Raw genomic sequence first — 18,461 nt, forward strand, 5'->3', positions numbered from 1 at the left:
ACAAAGGAGTTCTATCATGCCATACCAAAAAGAGATCATTGCACAGCAATATGAATGTGATATCCACGATGAATGGCCGGTGGGAGCCATTCTCCGCCATGTGCAGCAGGTGAGCACCGACCATTGTGATGCCGAAGGCCTGACCGCAGACCGATTCCAGGAAACCGGCACGGCTTTTCTTTTGGCCAAACTGGCGTTGGAATATGTCCATCCCATTGCCGCCGGAAGCCATCTGCGCCTTGTCACCGAGCCTGCCGTTCCCCAGCGGGCGGTGTATCGCCGCTTTACCACCATCACCGACGAAGCGGGCCGGGAGGTCTGCCGGGTGGATGCCCGGTGGGTGCTCATCGATGTGAAGCAGCGGCATATTCTCCGCGCTCATCCTGAGGCACTGGCCTTCCCCTTTTCAGAGGAAGCAAACCGTACCCTGGATCTGTCCATCCCCCGGAGCGCAGAGCTTCAGTCCACCGGGGAATATACCGCCGCCTATTCCCGCACCGACCGGAATGGGCATCTGAACAACGCCTGCTATGCCGATCTGGTTTGTGATGTGCTGCCGCCGGAGGTTTTGTGCAAACGCTCCATCTGCCGCATGGCCATTTCCTACCATGAGGAATTGCGGCTGGGAGAAACCATGGAACTTTTCCTGGGACAGACCGGAAAAGACACCTATTATATCTGCGGCAAAAAAAGGGGGCGGCGCTGCTTTGAAGCCAGCGTCACCCTGGGAGAAAGAGAGAAGGAGGAATCGTGATGGATCATCCTGTGATCGGCCGTATTCTGGAAAAGCTGGAGAGCCGGGGACTGCTTCCCCTGGAAAAGCAGGCGGCATTGGAGGAAAAGCTGCTGGAAGAGCGTCTGGCCCTGCTGCCAGATCTGATGAAGGAGACCGGGCTTTCTTGCTGGCTGGTGCTGGCCCAGGAGAACAACGAGGACCCGGCCATGAAGGCTCTGATGACCTGGGACCGGCGCACCGCCCGCCGCCAGACCGCTCTGCTGTTTTTCCGGCAAGGGGATCAGGTGCGCGCACTCAGCTGGGGTATGCCTTCCCAGGTGATGGCCAAGTTCTATACCCCCTCCAAAGAAGGGGATGAAACCCTGTGCCAGGGCCTTGCCCGGCTGCTGAAACAGTACGACCCCCAGCAGATCGGCGTCAATATGGCGCCCCAGGCCGGCGGCTTCTGCGATGGCCTTTCCGCAGGGCTCTATCAGATGCTGGAGGAGGAGCTGCCTGCTCCCTGGAGAAACCGGCTGTGCTCGGCGGGGAGACTGTCCACCCGCTTCCTGGAGACTATGACAGCGGGAGAACACAAAGTGATGGAGACCCTGGTGGAGGTCACCGAGGACATCATCAAGGCCGCATATTCCCCTGATGTGATCACACCGGGCAAGACCACCACCCAGGATGTGGAATGGTTTATGCGCCATGTGATGGCCGCCTGCCAGCTGGACTTCTGGTTTGGTCCCGATGTGGACCTGCAGCGCCAAGGGCTGGAGAGCCTTGCAAGCGAAGGGGTTATTCAGCCGGGGGATCTGCTCCATTGCGACATCGGCGTCATGCTGAAATACATCCCGGTGCTCACCGACAAGCAGTGGATGGCCTATGTGCGCCGCCCCGGTGAAACCGTCCCGCCCCAGGGACTGGAGCAGCTTTTCTCCCAGTGCAGCCGGTTCCAGGACATCACACGCAGCCATTTCCTCTCCGGCATACCGGGAAATCAGGTGTTCCACAAGGCGGTGGACCAAGGCAAGGCCGAGGGGCTGTGTCCCCAGCTTTATTGCCACGGCCTGGGCGTGTTTGGCCATGGCCCCGGCCCCATCATAGGCCGCTATGATCACCAGGACAGCATCTATCCCCGGGGAGAATACCCGGTGGGTCTCCATTCCAGCCACGCCTTGGAGCTGAATGTGCGGGGAAAAGTGCCGGAGTGGGATGATCAGGTGGTGCGCATCAGCCTGGAAGAGGATGTGCACATCGGTGAAACTTGTGAGTATGTTTATCACCATCAGGAGAAACTGATTATAATATAACAAAAAGGATAAAGAGGTCTTTGCTTTTAAATGATCAGGGAGCGGATCTGATCAGAAGGAGCGGTTTGCCCTGCACCTATTGATTGGCAAAAAGCCGCGACCGGTGCGTGGCTTTTTGCACTTCTCAAGGGTCAAGTGTGGCCGATTGGCCACGGAAAGCGGCCAATCGGCTGCATGCAGACCCTTGCAAAAACTCGAAAAAGTGGCCGAAGCCACTTTTTCGACACGGTAAGGAGAGGGATTTCCCTCTCCTTTTTGTTATTCCTGGGGGAAGCTGTCCCTTCCTTTCCACAGTAAAGTGACAGAAAACAGGGCCACCAGCCCTTCGGTGACGGGGAACGTGAGCCAGACCCCGGTGAGATCCCACAGTTTAGAGAGCAAAAAGGCCATGGGCACGATGAGCACAAGTCCCCGGGACAAGGAGATCACATGGGCCGGCATCGCCCGCTGGGTGGCGGCAAAATAGGTGGAGGCCACCGTGTTGATGCCCACGAAGGACAGGGCGATAAAATAGAGCCGCAGACCAAAGGAGGCCATTTGCTGCAAAAGGGCGTTGCCTTCGCTGTTGAATACCCCGGTGAGGGGTTGGGCGCCCAGGGTGAGAACCCCTTCCATCAGCAAGGCGGCTGCAAGAGACCAAATGAGCCCCAGAAAGAGAATATGGCGCAGATTGTCCTTGTCCCGTGCGCCATAGGCCCGGCTGAGAATGGGCTGCATTCCCTGGGAAAGGCCGGTGAGCACGGCCACCGCCACCAGCGATAGATTGGCTACCACACCATAGGCTGCCACCGCCACATCCCCCTGGAGAGACAGGAGGATGGTGTTGAACACGGCGATGACCACACCGGAGGAAATTTCGGGCACCAAAGAGGGAATGCCCAGCAAAACCAACTGCAAAAGGGGAGCTTTTTTCCCTTCCTGCCAGCAAAAGTGGAAGCCGCTCTTTTTGCTCAGCCAGTGGGGGGACAGAATGGCGATGCCGATCAGAGGGGCGGCGCCGGTGGCCAGGGCGGCGCCGAACATCCCCAGGCCGCAGGGGAAAATGAAGATGTAGTCCAAAAGGATATTGGACAGGCTTCCTCCCAGCATGGCGGCCATAGCCCGGCGGGGATCGCCGTCATTGCGCACAAAACAGGTAAAGACATCGTTGAGCATAAAGGCCGGGGCAAAGACCATGAGCACCCGCAGATAGGAGCTGCTCATTTGCAGCACTTCCCCCTGGGCGCCCAAAATCTGGGCCAGGGGCCGGGCGAAGGTCAGACCGGTAATGGAAAAAAGCGCGCCCAGGAAAAGGGCCAGGCACAACGCCTGGGTGAAAGCGCCGTCGCCGCTTTGTTTGTCCCCCTGTCCCCTGCCGATGGAATAGCGGATGCCGCCGCCCATGCCCAGCATCAGCCCCAGGCCGTGGATCAGGCTGTAAACCGGCAAAGCCAGGTTGAGGGCGGCCAGTCCCTGGGCCCCGGTGGCCCGGGAAATGAAGAAGGTGTCCGCCAGGATATAGCAGGAGATCCCCAGCATCCCCAGCATATTCAGGCTGGCATACCGGGCAAACTCCCGCTTTGCACTGTGTTTGTCCATCGTTTTCCCTCCATTGCTTGCAAAAAAGGACGCCAGAGCCTTCCATCTTCAACGGCCTACGATGGAAAGCCTGGCGCCCATGGCCCCCATCCGGCGATGGAGGCCTGCCTTTTGTTTCGTTGTGTTCTGAGTATACAAAAAGGAAGAAACTTTGTCAACACCTGGTTTAATCGTATTCCACCCGTTTGCCCAGCAGGATAAAGTAACCCAGGGTGCAGCAGGAAGAAATGAGCATCATGGCCCCGAAGGCCGGGCTGTAAGAGCCGAAATAGTCATAGACCGAACCGATCATCACCGGCGTAAACACACCGGCCAGGTTGTTGCAGGCGGTGACCAGACCCAGAATGGCGCTGTAATTTTTCCGGCCGTAGATGCTTTGCACAATGATGGGGTTGGCCACCGAGCCGAAGGCGTTGCCCAGGGAAAATCCCGCCACAATGGCGGCGATCATCACAGGGAAGCGGCAGAAAAAGGCGCCTGTTACCCCCAGAACGGTGCAGCAGTTGGCCAGAAGCGTGGCCCGGCGGGCTCCCAGCTTGTCATAGAGCCAGCCCAAAAACATTTTGCCGCAGGCCAGTCCGCCCAGCATGACGGCGGAAATATTGGCGGCGGTTTGCAGGCTGTATCCTTCATCGGAGAGATGGGGGGTCACATTCTGATTGAGGGCGCACAGGCTGATGTTGCCCAAAGCGGTGACCAGACACAAGGCCCAGAAGCGGCCGGTGTGCACCACTTCCTGTACCGTCATGCCCCGGTCGTCAAAGGACGCGGTGCTGCTCTCCCTTTCCTGGCCATAGGGCAAAAGTCCCAGGTCGGAAGGCCGGGTGCGCACCACCAGCCAGCACACCGGCACCAGAATCAAAAAGGCGATGATTCCCAGCACCCGATAGGTCTGGCGCCAGCCCACCGTGGTGATCAGCTGACCGGCCAGGGCGTTGAAAAGCATTCCGCCGATGCCGCTGCCCATAAAGGCCACCCCGATGGCAAAGCCCCGTCTTTCCCGGAACCAGTTGCCGATGAGGATGGAAAGGGGCATGGCGGCAATGCCGCCCATGGCAAAGCCCAGCACCACCGACAAAGCGTAATACATGGGCAAAGACTGGACAAAGGAATAGGAAAAATAGCTCACCGCCAGGGCGATGGAGCTGATGCGCATGATATTGCGCACATCAAAGCGGACGAAGATCTTTCCGCCAAACAGCGCCACGATCATCTGACAGGCCGACAGAATGGTCATGTTGACCCCCATGGCCCCCCGGGAAAAGCCCATATCGTCGCACACCGGCTTGATATAAAGCCCCGAGCAGTTGTTGACGATGCCGATGGAACAGAACATCACCAAAAATCCGGCGGCCACGATGTACCAGCCGTAAAAAATACGGCCTTTTTTTACTCCCATCTCCCTCATCCCTTCTCAGAAATCTTTACATTCATTATATACCTTTCCCAGAAAAGAGGATAGCAAAGGAGAAAAAAATCAGCTTTTTCCACAGTTTCTCCTTCCTTTGGAGTAAAGTATAACTGGACACTTTTACCGCCTTTTCGGGAAATTTACAAAACCTGCCCTTTCTCCGGGGGATTTCTATGGTACAATAACTCTGGATGCCCCGGCCTTCGGGGCCAAAGGAGGTTTTTGCTTGAAACTTACATTTGAAGACATCCGTGAAAATAAAGAGGTGCAGACCTATCTCCAGATGGGAAACAACGCCCTGGGCGTCATCGGCTTTACCGAGCACGGTTTTGCCCACGCCGGCATCTGTGCGGCCACCGCCGCCCAGATCCTGATGCAGATGGGCTATGATGAACACACCATTACATTGGCCCGGATCGCCGGGTATCTCCATGACATCGGCAACTGTGTCAACCGGGCTTCCCATGCCCAGACCGGCGCCATTATGGCCTTTCAGATCCTCAAGGGCTTGGGAATGGACCCTTCGGACATCGCCCAGGTGATCTGCGCCATCGGCAACCACGACGAAGGAACCGGTACCGCTGTCACGCCGGTGTCCGCCGCCCTGATCCTGGCAGACAAAAGCGATGTGCGCCGCTCCCGGGTACGGGCTGTGCGCACCGTGGCCACCGACATTCATGATCGGGTCAATTATGCGGTGTATACCTCCGGGCTTTCCATCAGCCCTGACCGCAAGACCATCACCCTGTCTCTGAAAATCGACACTGCAATCAGCGCGGTGATGGATTATTTTGAAATTTTCCTCACCCGGATGCTCATGTGCCGCAAGGCTGCCGAGTTTCTGGGGCTTCAGTTCCAGCTGCAAATCAATGACACCCAGCTGCTTTAAAAATACAGATAGAGAAACAGGAGAGAGATATGACAAAGCGTATATTTGATGATGCTCCCCTGCAAGGGGGGCTTTTGGCTCATGTGCAGCAGTGCCGCCCTCAGGGAAAAGAATTCTGCCTGATTCTGGATCAGACCATCTTCTTTCCCCGGGGAGGGGGACAGAAATGTGATGAGGGGACCATCGGAGGAATCCCGGTGCTGGATGTGTATGAAGAAGAGGGAGAGATCCGTCACATCCTTCCCCGGGCCCCGGAGGGAGATGAGGTGCTTTGCCGCATCGATCTGTGCACCCGTCTGTCCCACATGCAGCATCACACGGCCCAGCATCTGATCTCGGCCGCTGCCTGGCAGATGTTTCAGAACCCCACCATCATCGCCCGGATGGAGGACCCTTGGGGCCACATCGAGTTTCAGCGTCCTATGGAGGATGAGGAGCTTCTGGCTCTTTTGCGCCGGGTGGAGGAAATCGTAAAGGCCGATCTGCCCATTTTCTGCCGGTATTATACCCCGGAGCAGGCCGCGCAGATGGATGTGCGGGGCAAGATCACTCCCCATGAGCGCATCCGCCTGGTGGAGGTAGAGGGCTTTGACCGCAACGCCTGCGGCGGCACCCACTGTCCTTCCACCGGCCTTGTGGGACCGGTACGGTTTGTGGGCAGCAAAATGGTGCGGGGAGCCTACCGGCTTTATTTTGCTGCGGGACAGCGAGCCCATGACTTTGCTTTGGAGCAGGATCTGCGCACCCTCCGTCTGGGAAAATACACCGATGAGGAAAGCCCGGAGGATTGCGAAAAGCACATCGCCGACGCTTTGCACCGCCTGCCTGTGCTGGAAGAGAGTGTCCAGAAGCTGAGGCGGCAGCTTCTGGAGCAGACAGCGGAAAATCTGCTGCGCAAGGCATCGGAGCAGGAAGCATTCCCGGCGGTACTTCAGCTGCTGGAAGGCTGGGACAAAAAGGACGGCAAGGCGCTGTGCGATGATCTCTTGCACCGGGGCGTCCGCTTTGTGGCCCTGGGCTTTGCAGAGGGCGAGAGCCTGGGGGTCATGGCCGCCCAGAAGAAGAGCAAAAAGATGATGCCCCTGGGCCGGGCCTTGAAGGAATTTTTCCCTGCCCATCAGGGGAAAGGGGGCGGCAGCGATGCTTTGGGCCAGGGCACCGTTCCCCTTTCGGCCTGGGAGGACTTTGCCATATTGTGTGCTCCCTTCCTTCGGGGAGAAGGGGCGGAATAAAGGCCCATTGTCCCCTGGCGCGATCCGTGCTACAATGGTGACATCCATCAATGGGAGGACACTATGGATATCATCGGATATGATTTTGACAACACCGTTTACCGGGGCGACAGCAGCACCCACTTTACCTTCTGGTGCCTGGGGCATTACCCTAAAACCTGGCTGCATTTGCCGGCCATCCTGTTCTGGGGCGCTTTGTTCGGCCTGAAAATCTGCACCAAGACCCGGTTCAAATCCCATCTTTTCGGCTATCTCCGCCATGTGAAGGATGTGGATAAGGCGGTGGCCGACTTCTGGAAGAGCCACCGGAAAAACCTGAAAAGCTGGTATCTCCCAAAGGATCACAGCCGGGATGTGATCATTTCGGCCTCGCCGGAGTTTCTCCTGGCGCCGGTCTTTGAAACCCTGCCGGTGCAGAAGCTGATGGGCACCCCCATGGACAAGCACACCGGCGTCATCCACGGGGAAAACTGCTGGGGGCCGGAGAAGGTGCGCCGCCTGCGGGAATATGCCCCGGATTTTCATATGCTGGAGTTTTACTCCGATTCCCGGTCGGATACGCCTCTGGCCCAGGTGTCGGACAAGGCCTTTTTGGTCAAGGGAGATGAGATTCTCCCCTGGTAAGTACATTCCTTTTATTCTATAAGAAAGAGGTGGCAGAAAACCATGTATGATCGGATCATCTGCGGCGGCCAAGTGATCGACGGCACGGGCAACCCGCCTTTCCGGGCCGATGTGGCGGTGAAGGATGGAAAGATTGCCTTTGTGGGTCTCCTTCCCCCGGAGGCCCAGGCCCAGGAGGTGCTGGACGCCCAGGGCCATTATGTGACCCCCGGCTTTATCGATGCCCATTCCCATGCCGATGTGACGGTGTTCGGAAACCCTCAAAGCCACAACAAGGCAGGTCAGGGCATCACCACCGATATCAGCGGTCATTGCGGCACATCCAATGCCCCCCGGGATCAGGCCAGCCTTCGTCATGAGGAGGAAAAGCTGGGGCGGCCTGCTGGCTCCATGGGCTATCTTTCCAGCTATGGAAAGACCATTTCTCAGCTGGAAAGCATGAAACTGGGAGTAAATATGGCCCAGTATGTGGGCCACGGCTCCATTCGCGCCATCGTCTGCCAGGGGGAAAATCAGAACCGGCCTTTGACAAAGAAAGAGCTGGATCACATGGAGGGCCTGCTGAAAGAGGCCATGGAGGAAGGGGCCATGGGCGTCAGCTTCGGCCTGATCTATCCTCCGGGAAGCTATGCCGATCTGGATGAGCTGGTGGCAGCGGCCAGGGTGGCCGCCCGGTATGACCGGTCCTTCAGCGTACATATGCGTTCGGAGTCCCTGCGTCTGGTGGAATCGGTGAAGGATATGATCCAAGTGGCCCGCAGAGCCGATTGCCGGGCCCTTCTCTCCCACCATAAGGCCAAAGGCCGTGCAAATTGGGACAAGACCACCCTCACCCTGCCCCTCATCGAGCAGGCCAACCGGGAAGGGATGGAAGTGGAGCTGGATCAGTATCCCTATACCGCCAGCGCCACCTATCTGGGGGTCTATATCCCTCAGAAGTTCCAGGCCCAGGGCCGGGCCCATACCCTGGAGCTTTTGCGGGACAAAAACGCCCGCCAGGAGATCCGGAAGGCCATGGAGCAGGTCAATCCCCTGGAAGAGAGCAATTTCCAGAATGCCGGTTTTGCCGGGACGCTGATTTCCCGCAGCCCCAACCATCCCGAGGTGGAAGGGCTGACGGTGGCGGAGCTGGCGGAAAAATGGGGAAAAGATCCCTTTGACGCCGCCTTTGATCTGCTGCTGGAGGACAACTTCGACACCGACGGCATCTATTTCATGATGAGTGAAAAGGATGTGATCCGGGTGCTGCAATACCGCCGCACCATGGTGGGCACCGACGGCGGCGGGGTCATGCCGGGACAGATCACTCATCCCCGGATCGTGGGCAGTTTCCCCCAGATCCTGGGCCGGTATGTGCGGGATCTGGGCGTGCTGGAAGTGGAAGAGGCTATCCGGCGCATGACTTCCCTGCCTGCTCAGTTTTTCCGTCTGAAAAACAAGGGCCTGCTCCGGGAGGGTTTTGATGCCGATCTGGTGGTCTTTGATCCCCTTACCATCGGCTGTCCCAGCGATTATCATACCACCGTGCCCAACCAGGGAATAAAAGCGGTGTATATCGCCGGACAGAAAGTGGTGGAAGACAATATCTACAACGGAACCTGCGCCGGTCAGGTCATCCGGGCCGGACGGTAACCAATCAGGAAAAGAGGGTGCTTTCTTTGGGAAAGCACCCTCTTTGAGCGTGTCGAAAAAGTGGAAGACGCCACTTTTTCGAGTTTTGCAAGGGTCTGCGTGCACGATTTTACGCACACTTGACCCTTGAGAGGTGCAAAAAGCTGCGCACAGGTCGCAGCTTTTTGCACCTCGATTAGGAATAGGGCAAACCGCTCTCTTTTGCGATATCATTTTTGTTAGTCTGCAGAGAATACCAGTCCCGAGACTCAGCCCTCCAGAGGGGAAAGGAGCACATAGCCCTCCCGCTCGCCCAGGCGGAAGGAAAGCCGTCTTTCGCCCCGGGGGCCCCGGCCGCCGCAGGGAGCCAGCTGGAATCCACGCAGCCCCAGCATCCCTTCCAGGCTCTGGCGGCATTGGTCGATAAAAGGCTCCAGACCAAACAGGGCGATCTGTTCCCGGCTTTCCCGGGAAAGCACCAAAGGCACCTCCAACCGTTCCCCTTTGTTCCAGTTTTTCAGACTGTCTGCAAACTTCACATTGACTGTTTCAGCGTTCATGTTCTTTTCCTCACTTTCCGGTCATGTGCAAAGGGGAAACAAAAAAGCCTTCGACCCGTATGAAACGGGACGAAGGCTTTGCTTTCGTTCTACCACCCATTACAACATACCAACATATGCGCCCCGGATAACGGCGGGAAACCGGCATCACTTACTAAGGGAGAAACCCTGTTCAGCCTGCGACTCCAGAGGGATCTTCCGCTATGGATTACTTGCACCGGGCTCCCACTGTCCCCGGTTCGCTGGGCCGTTCCTGCCAAAGCGTACTGTCTCTGTCAAAGTCTTTTCTTGTTTGATTGTGGGTTTACTGTACCACGCTATTCTCTCTTTGTCAAGGAGAAAAAGGGGTCTCAACGATCTTTTTTGCCAAACAGCCGGCTCATGGCGCTGTCGATGCGCCCTTTTCGGGCCAGGGTGTCCTGCGTGTCCCGGTGAAAATGGGTCCCGTCCCACCGGAGGGTGTCCCCCGGCTGAGCATCAGGCGGCAGGGCGGAAGCGGGTACATCCCAGGTGCGGCCCTGCCCTTCCAGCACGGCCACATCCCCTTCCAGCCGGTCCAGCACATAGCTAGCGGGCGGCAGACACATGAAGCTGGCCCTCCTTCACCGTAAAGACAATGGAGCCCTTTTCATCGGTGCGCAGCACCTGGCAGCTTTCATCCAGCCGCTCCAGCATGGCAGGAGAAGGATGGCCGTAGCTGTTGCCGGCCCCCACGCTGATGACCACATATTCCGGCTGGGCCTTTTGCAAAAAGGCTTCTGTGCTGGAAGTATCGCTGCCATGGTGTCCGGCTTTGAGCACTGTCACCGGCTGCACCTGAGAAAGGAATCCTTCTTCGGCCGTTTCGCCTGCATCGCCGGTGAGCAGGAAGGAATATTCTCCATAGGTCACCTGGAGCACCAGGGAAATTTCATTGGGATCAGAGGTGTCAAAGCCCTCGGAGGGCCACAGAAGCTTCAGCTGGGCATCTCCCAGCGCAAAAGTGTCCCCGGCCACACCGTAGGCCGTCTGGCACCCGGCCTGTTCCACACTGGCCAGCATGTTTTCAAAGGTCTGGGTGTAGCTGACCATCTCCGGCATGATGAAATTGTCGCAGCCGAAGGTGTCCACTACCGCCGCCATGCTGCCGATGTGGTCGGCATGGGGATGGGTGGCAAAAATATACTTGGGTTTGCCGATGTTCTGGCTTTGGAGATAGGAAAGAAGATCTTCTTCACATTGGGGCGTACCTGCATCCACAATGGCGGTCTCCCCATCGCAGGAGAGCAGGATGGCGTCTCCCTGGCCCACATCGATGAAATGCACCGCCAGCTCTCCATCGGGGGTCTGGGGTGTGGAGGAAGGCAAAAACTGCATCCCTCCGTAAAAAACCGCTGCGGCCACAAGGCAGGCCAGGCTCAACAGAGTGGCGGGGCGTTTGTTTCTTCGTCTTTTTCTCATAATTTTTTCAAAAGGTTCTCATAGAAGATCACTCCGGCGGTATAGCTGCGGCAGGGCAGATGCTCATCGGGGCCGTGGACGGCTCCCAGCGTGGCATCGCTCACCGCCAGAGGGATAAAGCGGATAATGTGATGGGAAAGTTCCTGATAATGCTTGGTGTCGGTGCCCGCAGGCATGATGGTGGGGATGCAGGGCAGACGGCCGAAGGTCTCTTCCACTGCGCCTTTCACCAGCTGATAGCCCATGCCGGCGGTATCGGTGATGGCAGAGGGGTCCTGACAGGAAACCATTTCCACGGTCACTGGCAGATCATCCAGCAAAGAACGCAGATATTCCAGCAGTTTTTCCCCGGTGTCCCCCTGGAGAATACGGGCATTGACCAGGGCAGAAGCCGTTTCCGGCAGCACATTGGGGGCGCTGCCCCCTTCCAGACAGGTGGCAGCAAAGGTGGAATGGAACAAAGCGGAAAGCTGCAGATTGTGCCGGGTGCCCCGGAAGAGCAGCGGACGGGTAAAGGGGAGATTGGCCACCATGGCCCGCTGCAAACTCCCCATAGCCGGGGCAGAAAGCAGCAGACATTGCTGCATCACCGGCAGCAGCCGCTTGTGGAGGGGCGCTGATTCGATGCGGCAGATGGCTTCGGACAAATACCCCACCGCCGTGTGCTGGGGCGGCATGGCCGCGTGTCCGGCCTTTTGCCGGGCGGTGAGCCGAAAGGTGGCCTGGCCTTTTTCCGCCACGCCCAGCAGGGCGGCAGGGAAGTTTTCTTTCCCCAGGTGAGCGGTGCTGATGGGGGTGCCCTCGTCCAGGATCAGGTCAAAGTGCAGCCCCCGCATCTTCAGCTGCTTGGCGATGTGAGCGGCTCCTTCTGCGCCGCCGGTCTCCTCGTCGCAGCCAAAGGCCAGATACACATCCCGGCCCGGGGTAAATCCATCCCGCAAAAGTTCTTCCACGGCCTGGAGAATGCCGCAAAGGGTGCCTTTGCAATCCAGAGCGCCCCGGCCATAGACGGTCTCTTCCTTGATTTCCCCTTCAAAAGGAGGATGGGTCCAGTTCTGACCCTCTGCGGGCACCACATCCATGTGGGCGCACAGCAGCACCGGCCCCTTTTCCCCTTTCTCCGGACAGCGCCACTGGAGCAGAAGCCCATCCCCTGGGCAGGGAAGCACCCGCAGCCGGGAAAAAACCAGAGGGAAGCTTTCCTTCAGCCAGCTGCGGAACCGGGACATGGCTTCTTTGTCCCCGGTGACGGTGGGAAAGCTCACCGCCTGGGAAAGCCTGCGGCACCATTCCTCACTTTGGGTTTTGGAAGGCTCCGGCAGGTTGAGGTGGGCTTCGGTGTGGCGCACCCGCCGTCCCAGGCGGATGCTGCGCCACAGGAAGAGCCCCACAGCGGCCAGCACCAACAAAAGGAGAAGGCCGTTGACCCACAGACCATAGCGGTCGGTAAAGTTGCCGGCAAAAATCTGAAAGGAAGCCCACAGGTCATTAAGGAAGGTCATAGATATCACTCCGGTCTAAGGATTGGAGCAGCTGCTGGGTGCGTTTGGTGTCCTTTGCGATCTGCTCCACCAAAAGGGTGGCGTTTTCGAATTTCTGCTCTTCCCGCAGATAGGCCCAGAACCATACCCGCACCCGGCGGCCGTACAGGTTCCCCTGAAAGCCGGTGAGGTGGGTTTCCATGGTGGCCTCTCCCTGGGTGCGGAAGGTGGGACGCATCCCCACATTGGTGAGGGAGGGCCAGGTCTCTCCGTCTTCCATCTGGGTCAGGGTGGCGTAGACTCCCACCCGGGGCCATAAAGCCCCTTCCGGCGGGGTCAGGTTGATGGTGGGAATCCCCAGGCGGTGGCCCCGCCCGTCGCCGTGGACGATCTCCCCGGCCAGGGAAAAGGGCCGGCCCAGGCAGCGGAAGGCCTCCTGGGCATCCCCTTCCCGCAGAAGGGTGCGGATCAAAGTGGAGCTGACCGTTTTGCCCTTTTCCAGCACCGGCGATGCCACCCGGCAAAAAAGCCCTAGTTTCTGGCACAGCTCCAGAAGCAAAGAGGCGTTTCCCGCCGCCTTGGCGCCGAAATGGAAATTATCCCCACAGCACAGGCCGCCGCAGCGGTAATCCTCTATCAGCATCCGGAGAAATTCCTCCGGGGTTTGGGCGGAAAAATGGGCATCAAAGGGGATCATGACGATCTCCTCCATGCCATAATGGGCAAACAGGGCCCGCCGTTCCTCCGGCGTTGTGAGAAGAGGCGGTGCGCTGCCTCCTACCACGCTCTGGGGGTGGTTTTCATAGGTAAATACCCCCGGGCGCATCCCCGTTTCCCGGGCCAGCTGCCGGGCGGTTTCCAAAATGGCCTGGTGGCCTTTATGTACCCCGTCAAAAAAGCCCAGGGCATAGATCACTTTCTCTTGGCGGGACATACCGTTCCCTCATTCCCCAAAGATTTTATGGCAGAAAATAGCAGGCGGCCCCATGTCCAGCAGACCGCCTTTGCCAGTCATCAGAAATTTCCCTTCCGGCGTATACACCCGGCACAGGGAGTCCACCGGGGGGATCTCCCCGGTGAGCAGATGCTTCTGGGCGGCATGGGCGCCGTTGCGGGCCCGCTTGGCCCCTTCTTCTGTCAGTGTGACAGCCGGCAGGGAGGCAAAGAGCCTGTCCACCGGCAGGATGTGTTGCTGCAATGCTCCTTCTTTGGTGAGCTGCTCCACTTCTCCCAGGGTCAGAGCGTTTTCCAAAGAAAAATCCCCGGCCTGCACCCGGGTCAGGGCGCTCATGGCCCCGCCGCAGCCCAGGCGCTGGCCCAGGTCGTGGCACAGAGTGCGGATATAGGTGCCCTTGGAGCAGCGCACCCGCAGTTTCCCACGGGGCGCCTCAAAAGACAAAAGCTCCAGCAGAGGCAGGGCGATAAACCGGCTCTCCCGCTCTACTTCCTTTCCCTTGCGGGCCAGGTCGTAAAGCCGCACTCCGTCCTTTTGAATGGCGGAGTACATGGGAGGAACCTGATCGTATCCTCCTTCAAAGGAAGAGAGGGCCTGCCGCAGCTGCGTCTCTGTCACATCCACCGGCGCTTCTGCCAAAACATTGCCGGTGGTGTCCTGGGTGTCAGTTTCAACTCCCAGTATAAAATCGGCGATATATTCCTTTTCGGCGCCGGAAGCGTATTCGCTGGCCCGGGTGGCCTTCCCCAGCAGCATCACCAGCAACCCCTGGGCCATGGGGTCCAGGGTGCCGGCGTGGCCGATGCGGCGGAAGCGCAGGATGCCCCGCAGCTTGGCCACCGCATCATGGGAAGTAAAACCCGGCTCCTTGTTCAAAAGCAGGATGCCATTATACATAACCCAGTTCCTCCTGGGCGGCTTTCACCAGCCGGGAAAGGCAGTCCTCCCCCTCCCCTTCCAGGGTGCAGCCAGCCGCACGGGCATGACCGCCGCCGCCGAAACGGGCGCACAGGCGGGAGGCATCCACCGGCGCATCGGTGCGCACCGAGCCTTTGAAGCGGCCCGGGCCCACCTGGCTGAGCAAAATGGAGCAGCACACCCCTTCGATCTGCCGGGGCAGAGCCGACAGGTTGTCCAGCTCGTCCTTGGTGGCTTCCAGCCGGTCCAGGGCTTCCTTGGTCAGGCATACCGCGGCGATCTTTCCCTGGGCCGACAGCCGGATGTTCTGGAATACATGGTTTTCCACCTGGATGCGCTTCCAGCTTTTTGTCTCAAAAAACTGCCGGTTCAGGCGGGAGAAATCCGCCCCGTTTTCCATGCACAAAGCGGCGATCCGGTGGGTCTGGGGGGTGGTGTTGGAATAGCAGAAGCAGCCGGTATCGGTGGAAATGGCGGTGTAAATTGCATCGCAGAACAAGGGGGCAGGAGAATATTCCAGCGTTTCCCCCAGCAGCCAGATCAGCTCTCCGGTGGCCGCACAGCCAGCTTCCAGCAGGGTATTTTTGGCGTAGCCTGTGTTGGAGGGGTGGTGGTCGATGCACAGATCCACCCGCTCTGCAAAGGGAGCGGCATTTTTGCACAAAAGCTCCCGGGTGGCCACATCTACGGCTACCACGGCCCCGGGCACAAAGCTGTCGGGCGCCAGCAGATCCTGGCAAAAAAAGCCTAATCGGGGTGTCAGGTCCTCATTGGGCAGGAGGAAAGCCTGCTTTCCCAGTCCCCGCAGCAGACGGCACAGGGCGCTGGCCGAACCCACGGTATCCCCATCGGGACGACCATGGGTGAGGATGAGAAAATCATCCCCCTGCCGGAGAAACCCGGCGGCTTCATTCAGCGTCAGCGTCGTCATGGCGTTCCTCCTGAAGCTCGGGCAGCTGATGGAGCAGCTGGTTGATGTGGGCGCCCTCCTGGATGGAGTCGTCCAGAACAAACACCAGCTCCGGCGTATAGCGCAGGCTCAGGCTGTGGGCCAGCTCCCGACGCAGATAGCCCGAACAGGATTTCAGGCCCTTTTTCAGTTCTTTTTCATCAAATTGGCCCAAGGTGCTGAGATAGACCTTGCACCAGCGCAGGTCATTGGTCACTTCGCACCGGATAATGCTGAGCAGTCCGCCGCCCAGACGGGGATCTTTGACGGTGGGCAGCAGCCGGGCCAGTTCCCGCATCACTTCTTCGTTGATACGGCCGATTCGGTTGGAAGGCATAAAAAAGCCCCCTTTCCTGTAAAGATAAAGATTTCCGGGGAAAAGTCCCCTCTTTCCAGTATCCCCGCGGGATAGAATTATCCCGCGGGGATGGGTGTAAAACGGTTTTTTTACCGCTTGATCTCTTCCATCACGAAGGCTTCGATCACATCGCCTTCCTTGATGTCGTTGTATTTTTCAAAGCTCATGCCGCATTCATAGCCGGAGGCCACTTCTCTGGCATCGTCCTTAAAGCGGCGGAGAGTGGACAGCACGCCCTCGTGGATGACGATGTTGTCACGCACAATGCGAACCTGGGCGGCCCGCTGCACTTTGCCGTCGGTGACATAGCAGCCGGCGATGGTGCCCACACCGGAAACCTTGAAGGTTTGGCGCACTTCGGCGTGGCCGATGACCACTTCCTGGAATTTGGGAGCCAGCATGCCCTTCATGGCCGATTCGATCTCTTCCAGGCAGTCGTAGATGATCCGGTAGGTGCGGATCTCCACATCCTGGCGGGAAGCGCTGTCGGCGGCAGCCGGTTCAGGACGCACATTGAAGCCCACGATGATGGCGCCGGAGGCGGCGGCCAGCATTACATCGGATTCGTTGATGCCGCCTACGCCGGAATGGATGACCTGCACCCGCACTTCCTCGTTGGACAGCTTGCGCAGGGATGCAGTGACCGCTTCGGCGCTGCCCTGCACATCGGCCTTGACGATGATGTTGAAGTCCTTGACTTCCCCTTCCTTGATGTGGCTGAACAGGTTTTCCAGGGTGACCTTTTCCTGCATCTTGGCCTTTTCGTCTTTTTCCTCGTTCTTCCGCTGTTCGGCCAGCTCGCGGGCCATGCGCTCGTCCTCTACGGCGTAGAACAGATCGCCGGCATCCGGCACTTCGGAAAGGCCGATGATCTCCACCGGCATGGAAGGGGCGGCGCTGTCCAGCTTGCGGCCCCGGTCGTCGGTCATGGCACGCACACGGCCCACGGTCTTGCCGGCGATGACGATATCGCCGGTGTGCAGGGTACCGTTCTGGATGAGGATGGTGGCCACAGGGCCGCGGCCCCGGTCCAGCTTGGCTTCGATGACGGTGCCCTTGGCCCGGCGGTCCGGGTTGGCCTTCAGCTCCTGGATGTCAGCGGTGAGCAGCACCATTTCCAAAAGGTTTTCGATGCCGATCTTCTGCTTGGCCGAGATGTTGCACACAATGGTATCGCCGCCCCACTCTTCGGGAACCAGTTCATACTCGGTGAGTTGCTGGAGCACCCGGTCGGGGTTGGCGCCTTCTTTATCGATCTTGTTCACCGCCACGATGATGGGCACACCGGCGGCTTTGGCGTGGTTGATGGCTTCCACTGTTTGGGGCATGACGCCGTCGTCGGCGGCCACCACCAGAATGGCCACATCGGTGACCTGAGCGCCGCGGGCCCGCATGGAGGTAAAGGCGGCGTGGCCGGGGGTGTCCAGGAAGGTGATCAGACGGTCATCCAGCTGCACCTGGTAAGCGCCGATGTGCTGGGTGATGCCGCCGGCCTCCCCTTCGGTGACATGGGCATGACGGATGGCGTCCAGCAGGGAGGTTTTGCCGTGGTCAACATGGCCCATAACCACAACCACAGGAGGTCTGGGCTGCAGGTTCTTTTCGTCGTCGGTGCTGTCGTCGATGAGTTTTTCCTCGATGGTAACGATGACTTCGTGCTCCACCTTGGCGCCGAATTCCTCAGCCACAAGGCTGGCGGTGTCAAAGTCCACGCTTTGGGACACATTGGCCATGACGCCCAGCTTCATCAGCTGCTTGATCACATCGGCGGCGGTCTTTTTCAGCCGCACAGCCAGCTCGCCCACATTGATCTCATCGGGAATGAGCACCTTCAGCTGCACTTTTTTGGCCTTTTCCTGCATCTGCAGGCGGCGCAGGCGCTCCTGCTCCTCCTGACGCTTTTTGTTGCTCACAAAGCCCCGGCGGTCGGCCTGGCGCTTGATCTTCTGCTTGCCCTGGGGGGTGTTGTTGATCTTCTGGGCCCGCTCGGGAACCAGCTGATCCATCCGCTCATCGTATTTGGAAAGATCCACCGAGTTGCCCCGGGTGTCCACACGGGTGGTGCGGGGGCCTTTGGTGGAGGAAGTGGGCTGCTGTTCGATGACAACTTTCCCCTGCTGCTTCTGCGGCTCGGCGGCCTTCTGGGCCTTGGGCTGCTCCTTCTGCTGCTTTTCCAGGATGCGCTTTTCCGATTCCTGGCGCCGCTTCAGGGCGGCTTCGGCGGCGGGAGCAAAGACCTGATCCAGACTCTCCACCTGGTTTTTCTGGGTCAGGTATTCAAAGATCACATCCAGCTCCGGCTCCTTCAGGGCCTGGGCATTGCTTTTGGGCGCCTGAAGATAATCGCCCAGAATCTCGGCGATCTCCTTGTTGGGGCGGCCAAAATCCTTGGCCACATCACTTACCCGGTATTTTATCATCATA

17 protein-coding genes are annotated in these 18,461 nt (G+C 58.7%); 6 read left to right on the forward strand and 11 right to left on the reverse strand.

Annotated features, from left to right (window positions below; all coding sequences use genetic code 11):
- Nucleotides 1–16: 16 nt before the first annotated feature.
- Entirely contained in the window at nt 17–754 is a 738-nt protein-coding gene (locus tag H6A25_RS02380; protein WP_204750416.1) for an acyl-[acyl-carrier-protein] thioesterase, read from the forward strand.
- Nucleotides 754–2,031 carry a M24 family metallopeptidase gene (locus H6A25_RS02385; protein WP_204750417.1) on the forward strand — a complete coding sequence of 426 codons (1,278 nt, stop codon included), beginning with the start codon at nt 754–756 and terminating at the stop codon, nt 2,029–2,031. The genes H6A25_RS02380 and H6A25_RS02385 overlap by 1 nt, the downstream gene beginning before the upstream one ends.
- 258 nt (nt 2,032–2,289) lie before the next feature.
- Here H6A25_RS02385 and H6A25_RS02390 read toward each other — a convergent pair whose 3' ends face one another.
- Nucleotides 2,290–3,609 carry an MATE family efflux transporter gene (locus H6A25_RS02390; RefSeq protein WP_204750418.1) on the reverse strand — a complete coding sequence of 440 codons (1,320 nt, stop codon included), beginning with the start codon at nt 3,607–3,609 and terminating at the stop codon, nt 2,290–2,292.
- Between the two features lie 166 nt (nt 3,610–3,775).
- The gene (locus H6A25_RS02395) at nt 3,776–5,008 is read right to left on the reverse strand and encodes an MFS transporter (RefSeq protein WP_204750419.1); all 1,233 of its coding nucleotides are present in this window, start codon (nt 5,006–5,008) and stop codon (nt 3,776–3,778) included.
- Nucleotides 5,009–5,246: 238 nt separating this feature from the next.
- Here H6A25_RS02395 and H6A25_RS02400 point away from each other — a divergent pair, with 238 nt between their 5' ends.
- The 4 genes from H6A25_RS02400 (at nt 5,247) to H6A25_RS02415 (ending at nt 9,397) form a co-directional block, all read left to right on the forward strand.
- Entirely contained in the window at nt 5,247–5,909 is a 663-nt protein-coding gene (locus H6A25_RS02400) for an HD domain-containing protein (protein WP_204750420.1), read from the forward strand.
- Nucleotides 5,910–5,938: 29 nt separating this feature from the next.
- On the forward strand, nt 5,939–7,141 hold the full coding sequence (locus tag H6A25_RS02405; RefSeq protein ID WP_204750421.1) for an alanyl-tRNA editing protein: 1,203 nt from the start codon (nt 5,939–5,941) through the stop codon (nt 7,139–7,141).
- 63 nt (nt 7,142–7,204) lie between these two features.
- Entirely contained in the window at nt 7,205–7,765 is a 561-nt protein-coding gene (locus H6A25_RS02410; RefSeq protein ID WP_204750422.1) for a haloacid dehalogenase-like hydrolase, read from the forward strand.
- Nucleotides 7,766–7,807: 42 nt separating this feature from the next.
- Nucleotides 7,808–9,397 carry an N-acyl-D-amino-acid deacylase family protein gene (locus tag H6A25_RS02415; protein ID WP_204750423.1) on the forward strand — a complete coding sequence of 530 codons (1,590 nt, stop codon included), beginning with the start codon at nt 7,808–7,810 and terminating at the stop codon, nt 9,395–9,397.
- A gap of 248 nt (nt 9,398–9,645) precedes the next feature.
- On the opposite strand, the gene H6A25_RS02420 is transcribed toward H6A25_RS02415, so the two are convergent.
- From H6A25_RS02420 to infB, 9 genes are all read right to left on the reverse strand, one after another.
- Nucleotides 9,646–9,936 (reverse strand): hypothetical protein, encoded by a 291-nt coding sequence (locus tag H6A25_RS02420; protein WP_204750424.1) that lies wholly within the window; start codon nt 9,934–9,936, stop codon nt 9,646–9,648.
- A 350-nt stretch (nt 9,937–10,286) separates the two neighbouring features.
- Nucleotides 10,287–10,523: a DUF3006 domain-containing protein gene (locus tag H6A25_RS02425; protein ID WP_204750425.1), complete on the reverse strand. Its 237-nt coding sequence runs from the start codon at nt 10,521–10,523 to the stop codon at nt 10,287–10,289.
- Nucleotides 10,504–11,292 (reverse strand): ComEC/Rec2 family competence protein, encoded by a 789-nt coding sequence (locus H6A25_RS02430; RefSeq protein WP_204750426.1) that lies wholly within the window; start codon nt 11,290–11,292, stop codon nt 10,504–10,506. Before H6A25_RS02430 ends, H6A25_RS02425 begins: the two co-directional genes overlap by 20 nt.
- An 80-nt stretch (nt 11,293–11,372) precedes the next feature.
- Nucleotides 11,373–12,878, reverse strand: a complete 1,506-nt coding sequence (locus H6A25_RS02435; RefSeq protein ID WP_204750427.1) for a M20/M25/M40 family metallo-hydrolase — start codon at nt 12,876–12,878, stop codon at nt 11,373–11,375.
- Nucleotides 12,865–13,791, reverse strand: a complete 927-nt coding sequence (gene ribF, locus H6A25_RS02440; RefSeq protein ID WP_204750428.1) for a riboflavin biosynthesis protein RibF — start codon at nt 13,789–13,791, stop codon at nt 12,865–12,867. The genes H6A25_RS02435 and ribF overlap by 14 nt, the downstream gene beginning before the upstream one ends.
- A gap of 9 nt (nt 13,792–13,800) precedes the next feature.
- Entirely contained in the window at nt 13,801–14,709 is a 909-nt protein-coding gene (truB, locus tag H6A25_RS02445; protein ID WP_204750429.1) for a tRNA pseudouridine(55) synthase TruB, read from the reverse strand.
- Nucleotides 14,702–15,661: a DHH family phosphoesterase gene (locus H6A25_RS02450; protein WP_204750430.1), complete on the reverse strand. Its 960-nt coding sequence runs from the start codon at nt 15,659–15,661 to the stop codon at nt 14,702–14,704. The genes truB and H6A25_RS02450 overlap by 8 nt, the downstream gene beginning before the upstream one ends.
- Entirely contained in the window at nt 15,639–16,016 is a 378-nt protein-coding gene (rbfA, locus tag H6A25_RS02455) for a 30S ribosome-binding factor RbfA (RefSeq protein WP_204750431.1), read from the reverse strand. The genes H6A25_RS02450 and rbfA overlap by 23 nt, the downstream gene beginning before the upstream one ends.
- A 110-nt stretch (nt 16,017–16,126) precedes the next feature.
- Nucleotides 16,127–18,460, reverse strand: a complete 2,334-nt coding sequence (gene infB / locus H6A25_RS02460) for a translation initiation factor IF-2 (RefSeq protein WP_204750432.1) — start codon at nt 18,458–18,460, stop codon at nt 16,127–16,129.
- Between the last annotated feature and the right edge of the window lies 1 nt (nt 18,461).

The sequence above is a fragment of the Intestinimonas butyriciproducens genome, assembly GCF_016901775.1.
Classification (GTDB): Bacteria; Bacillota; Clostridia; order Oscillospirales; family Butyricicoccaceae; genus Pseudobutyricicoccus.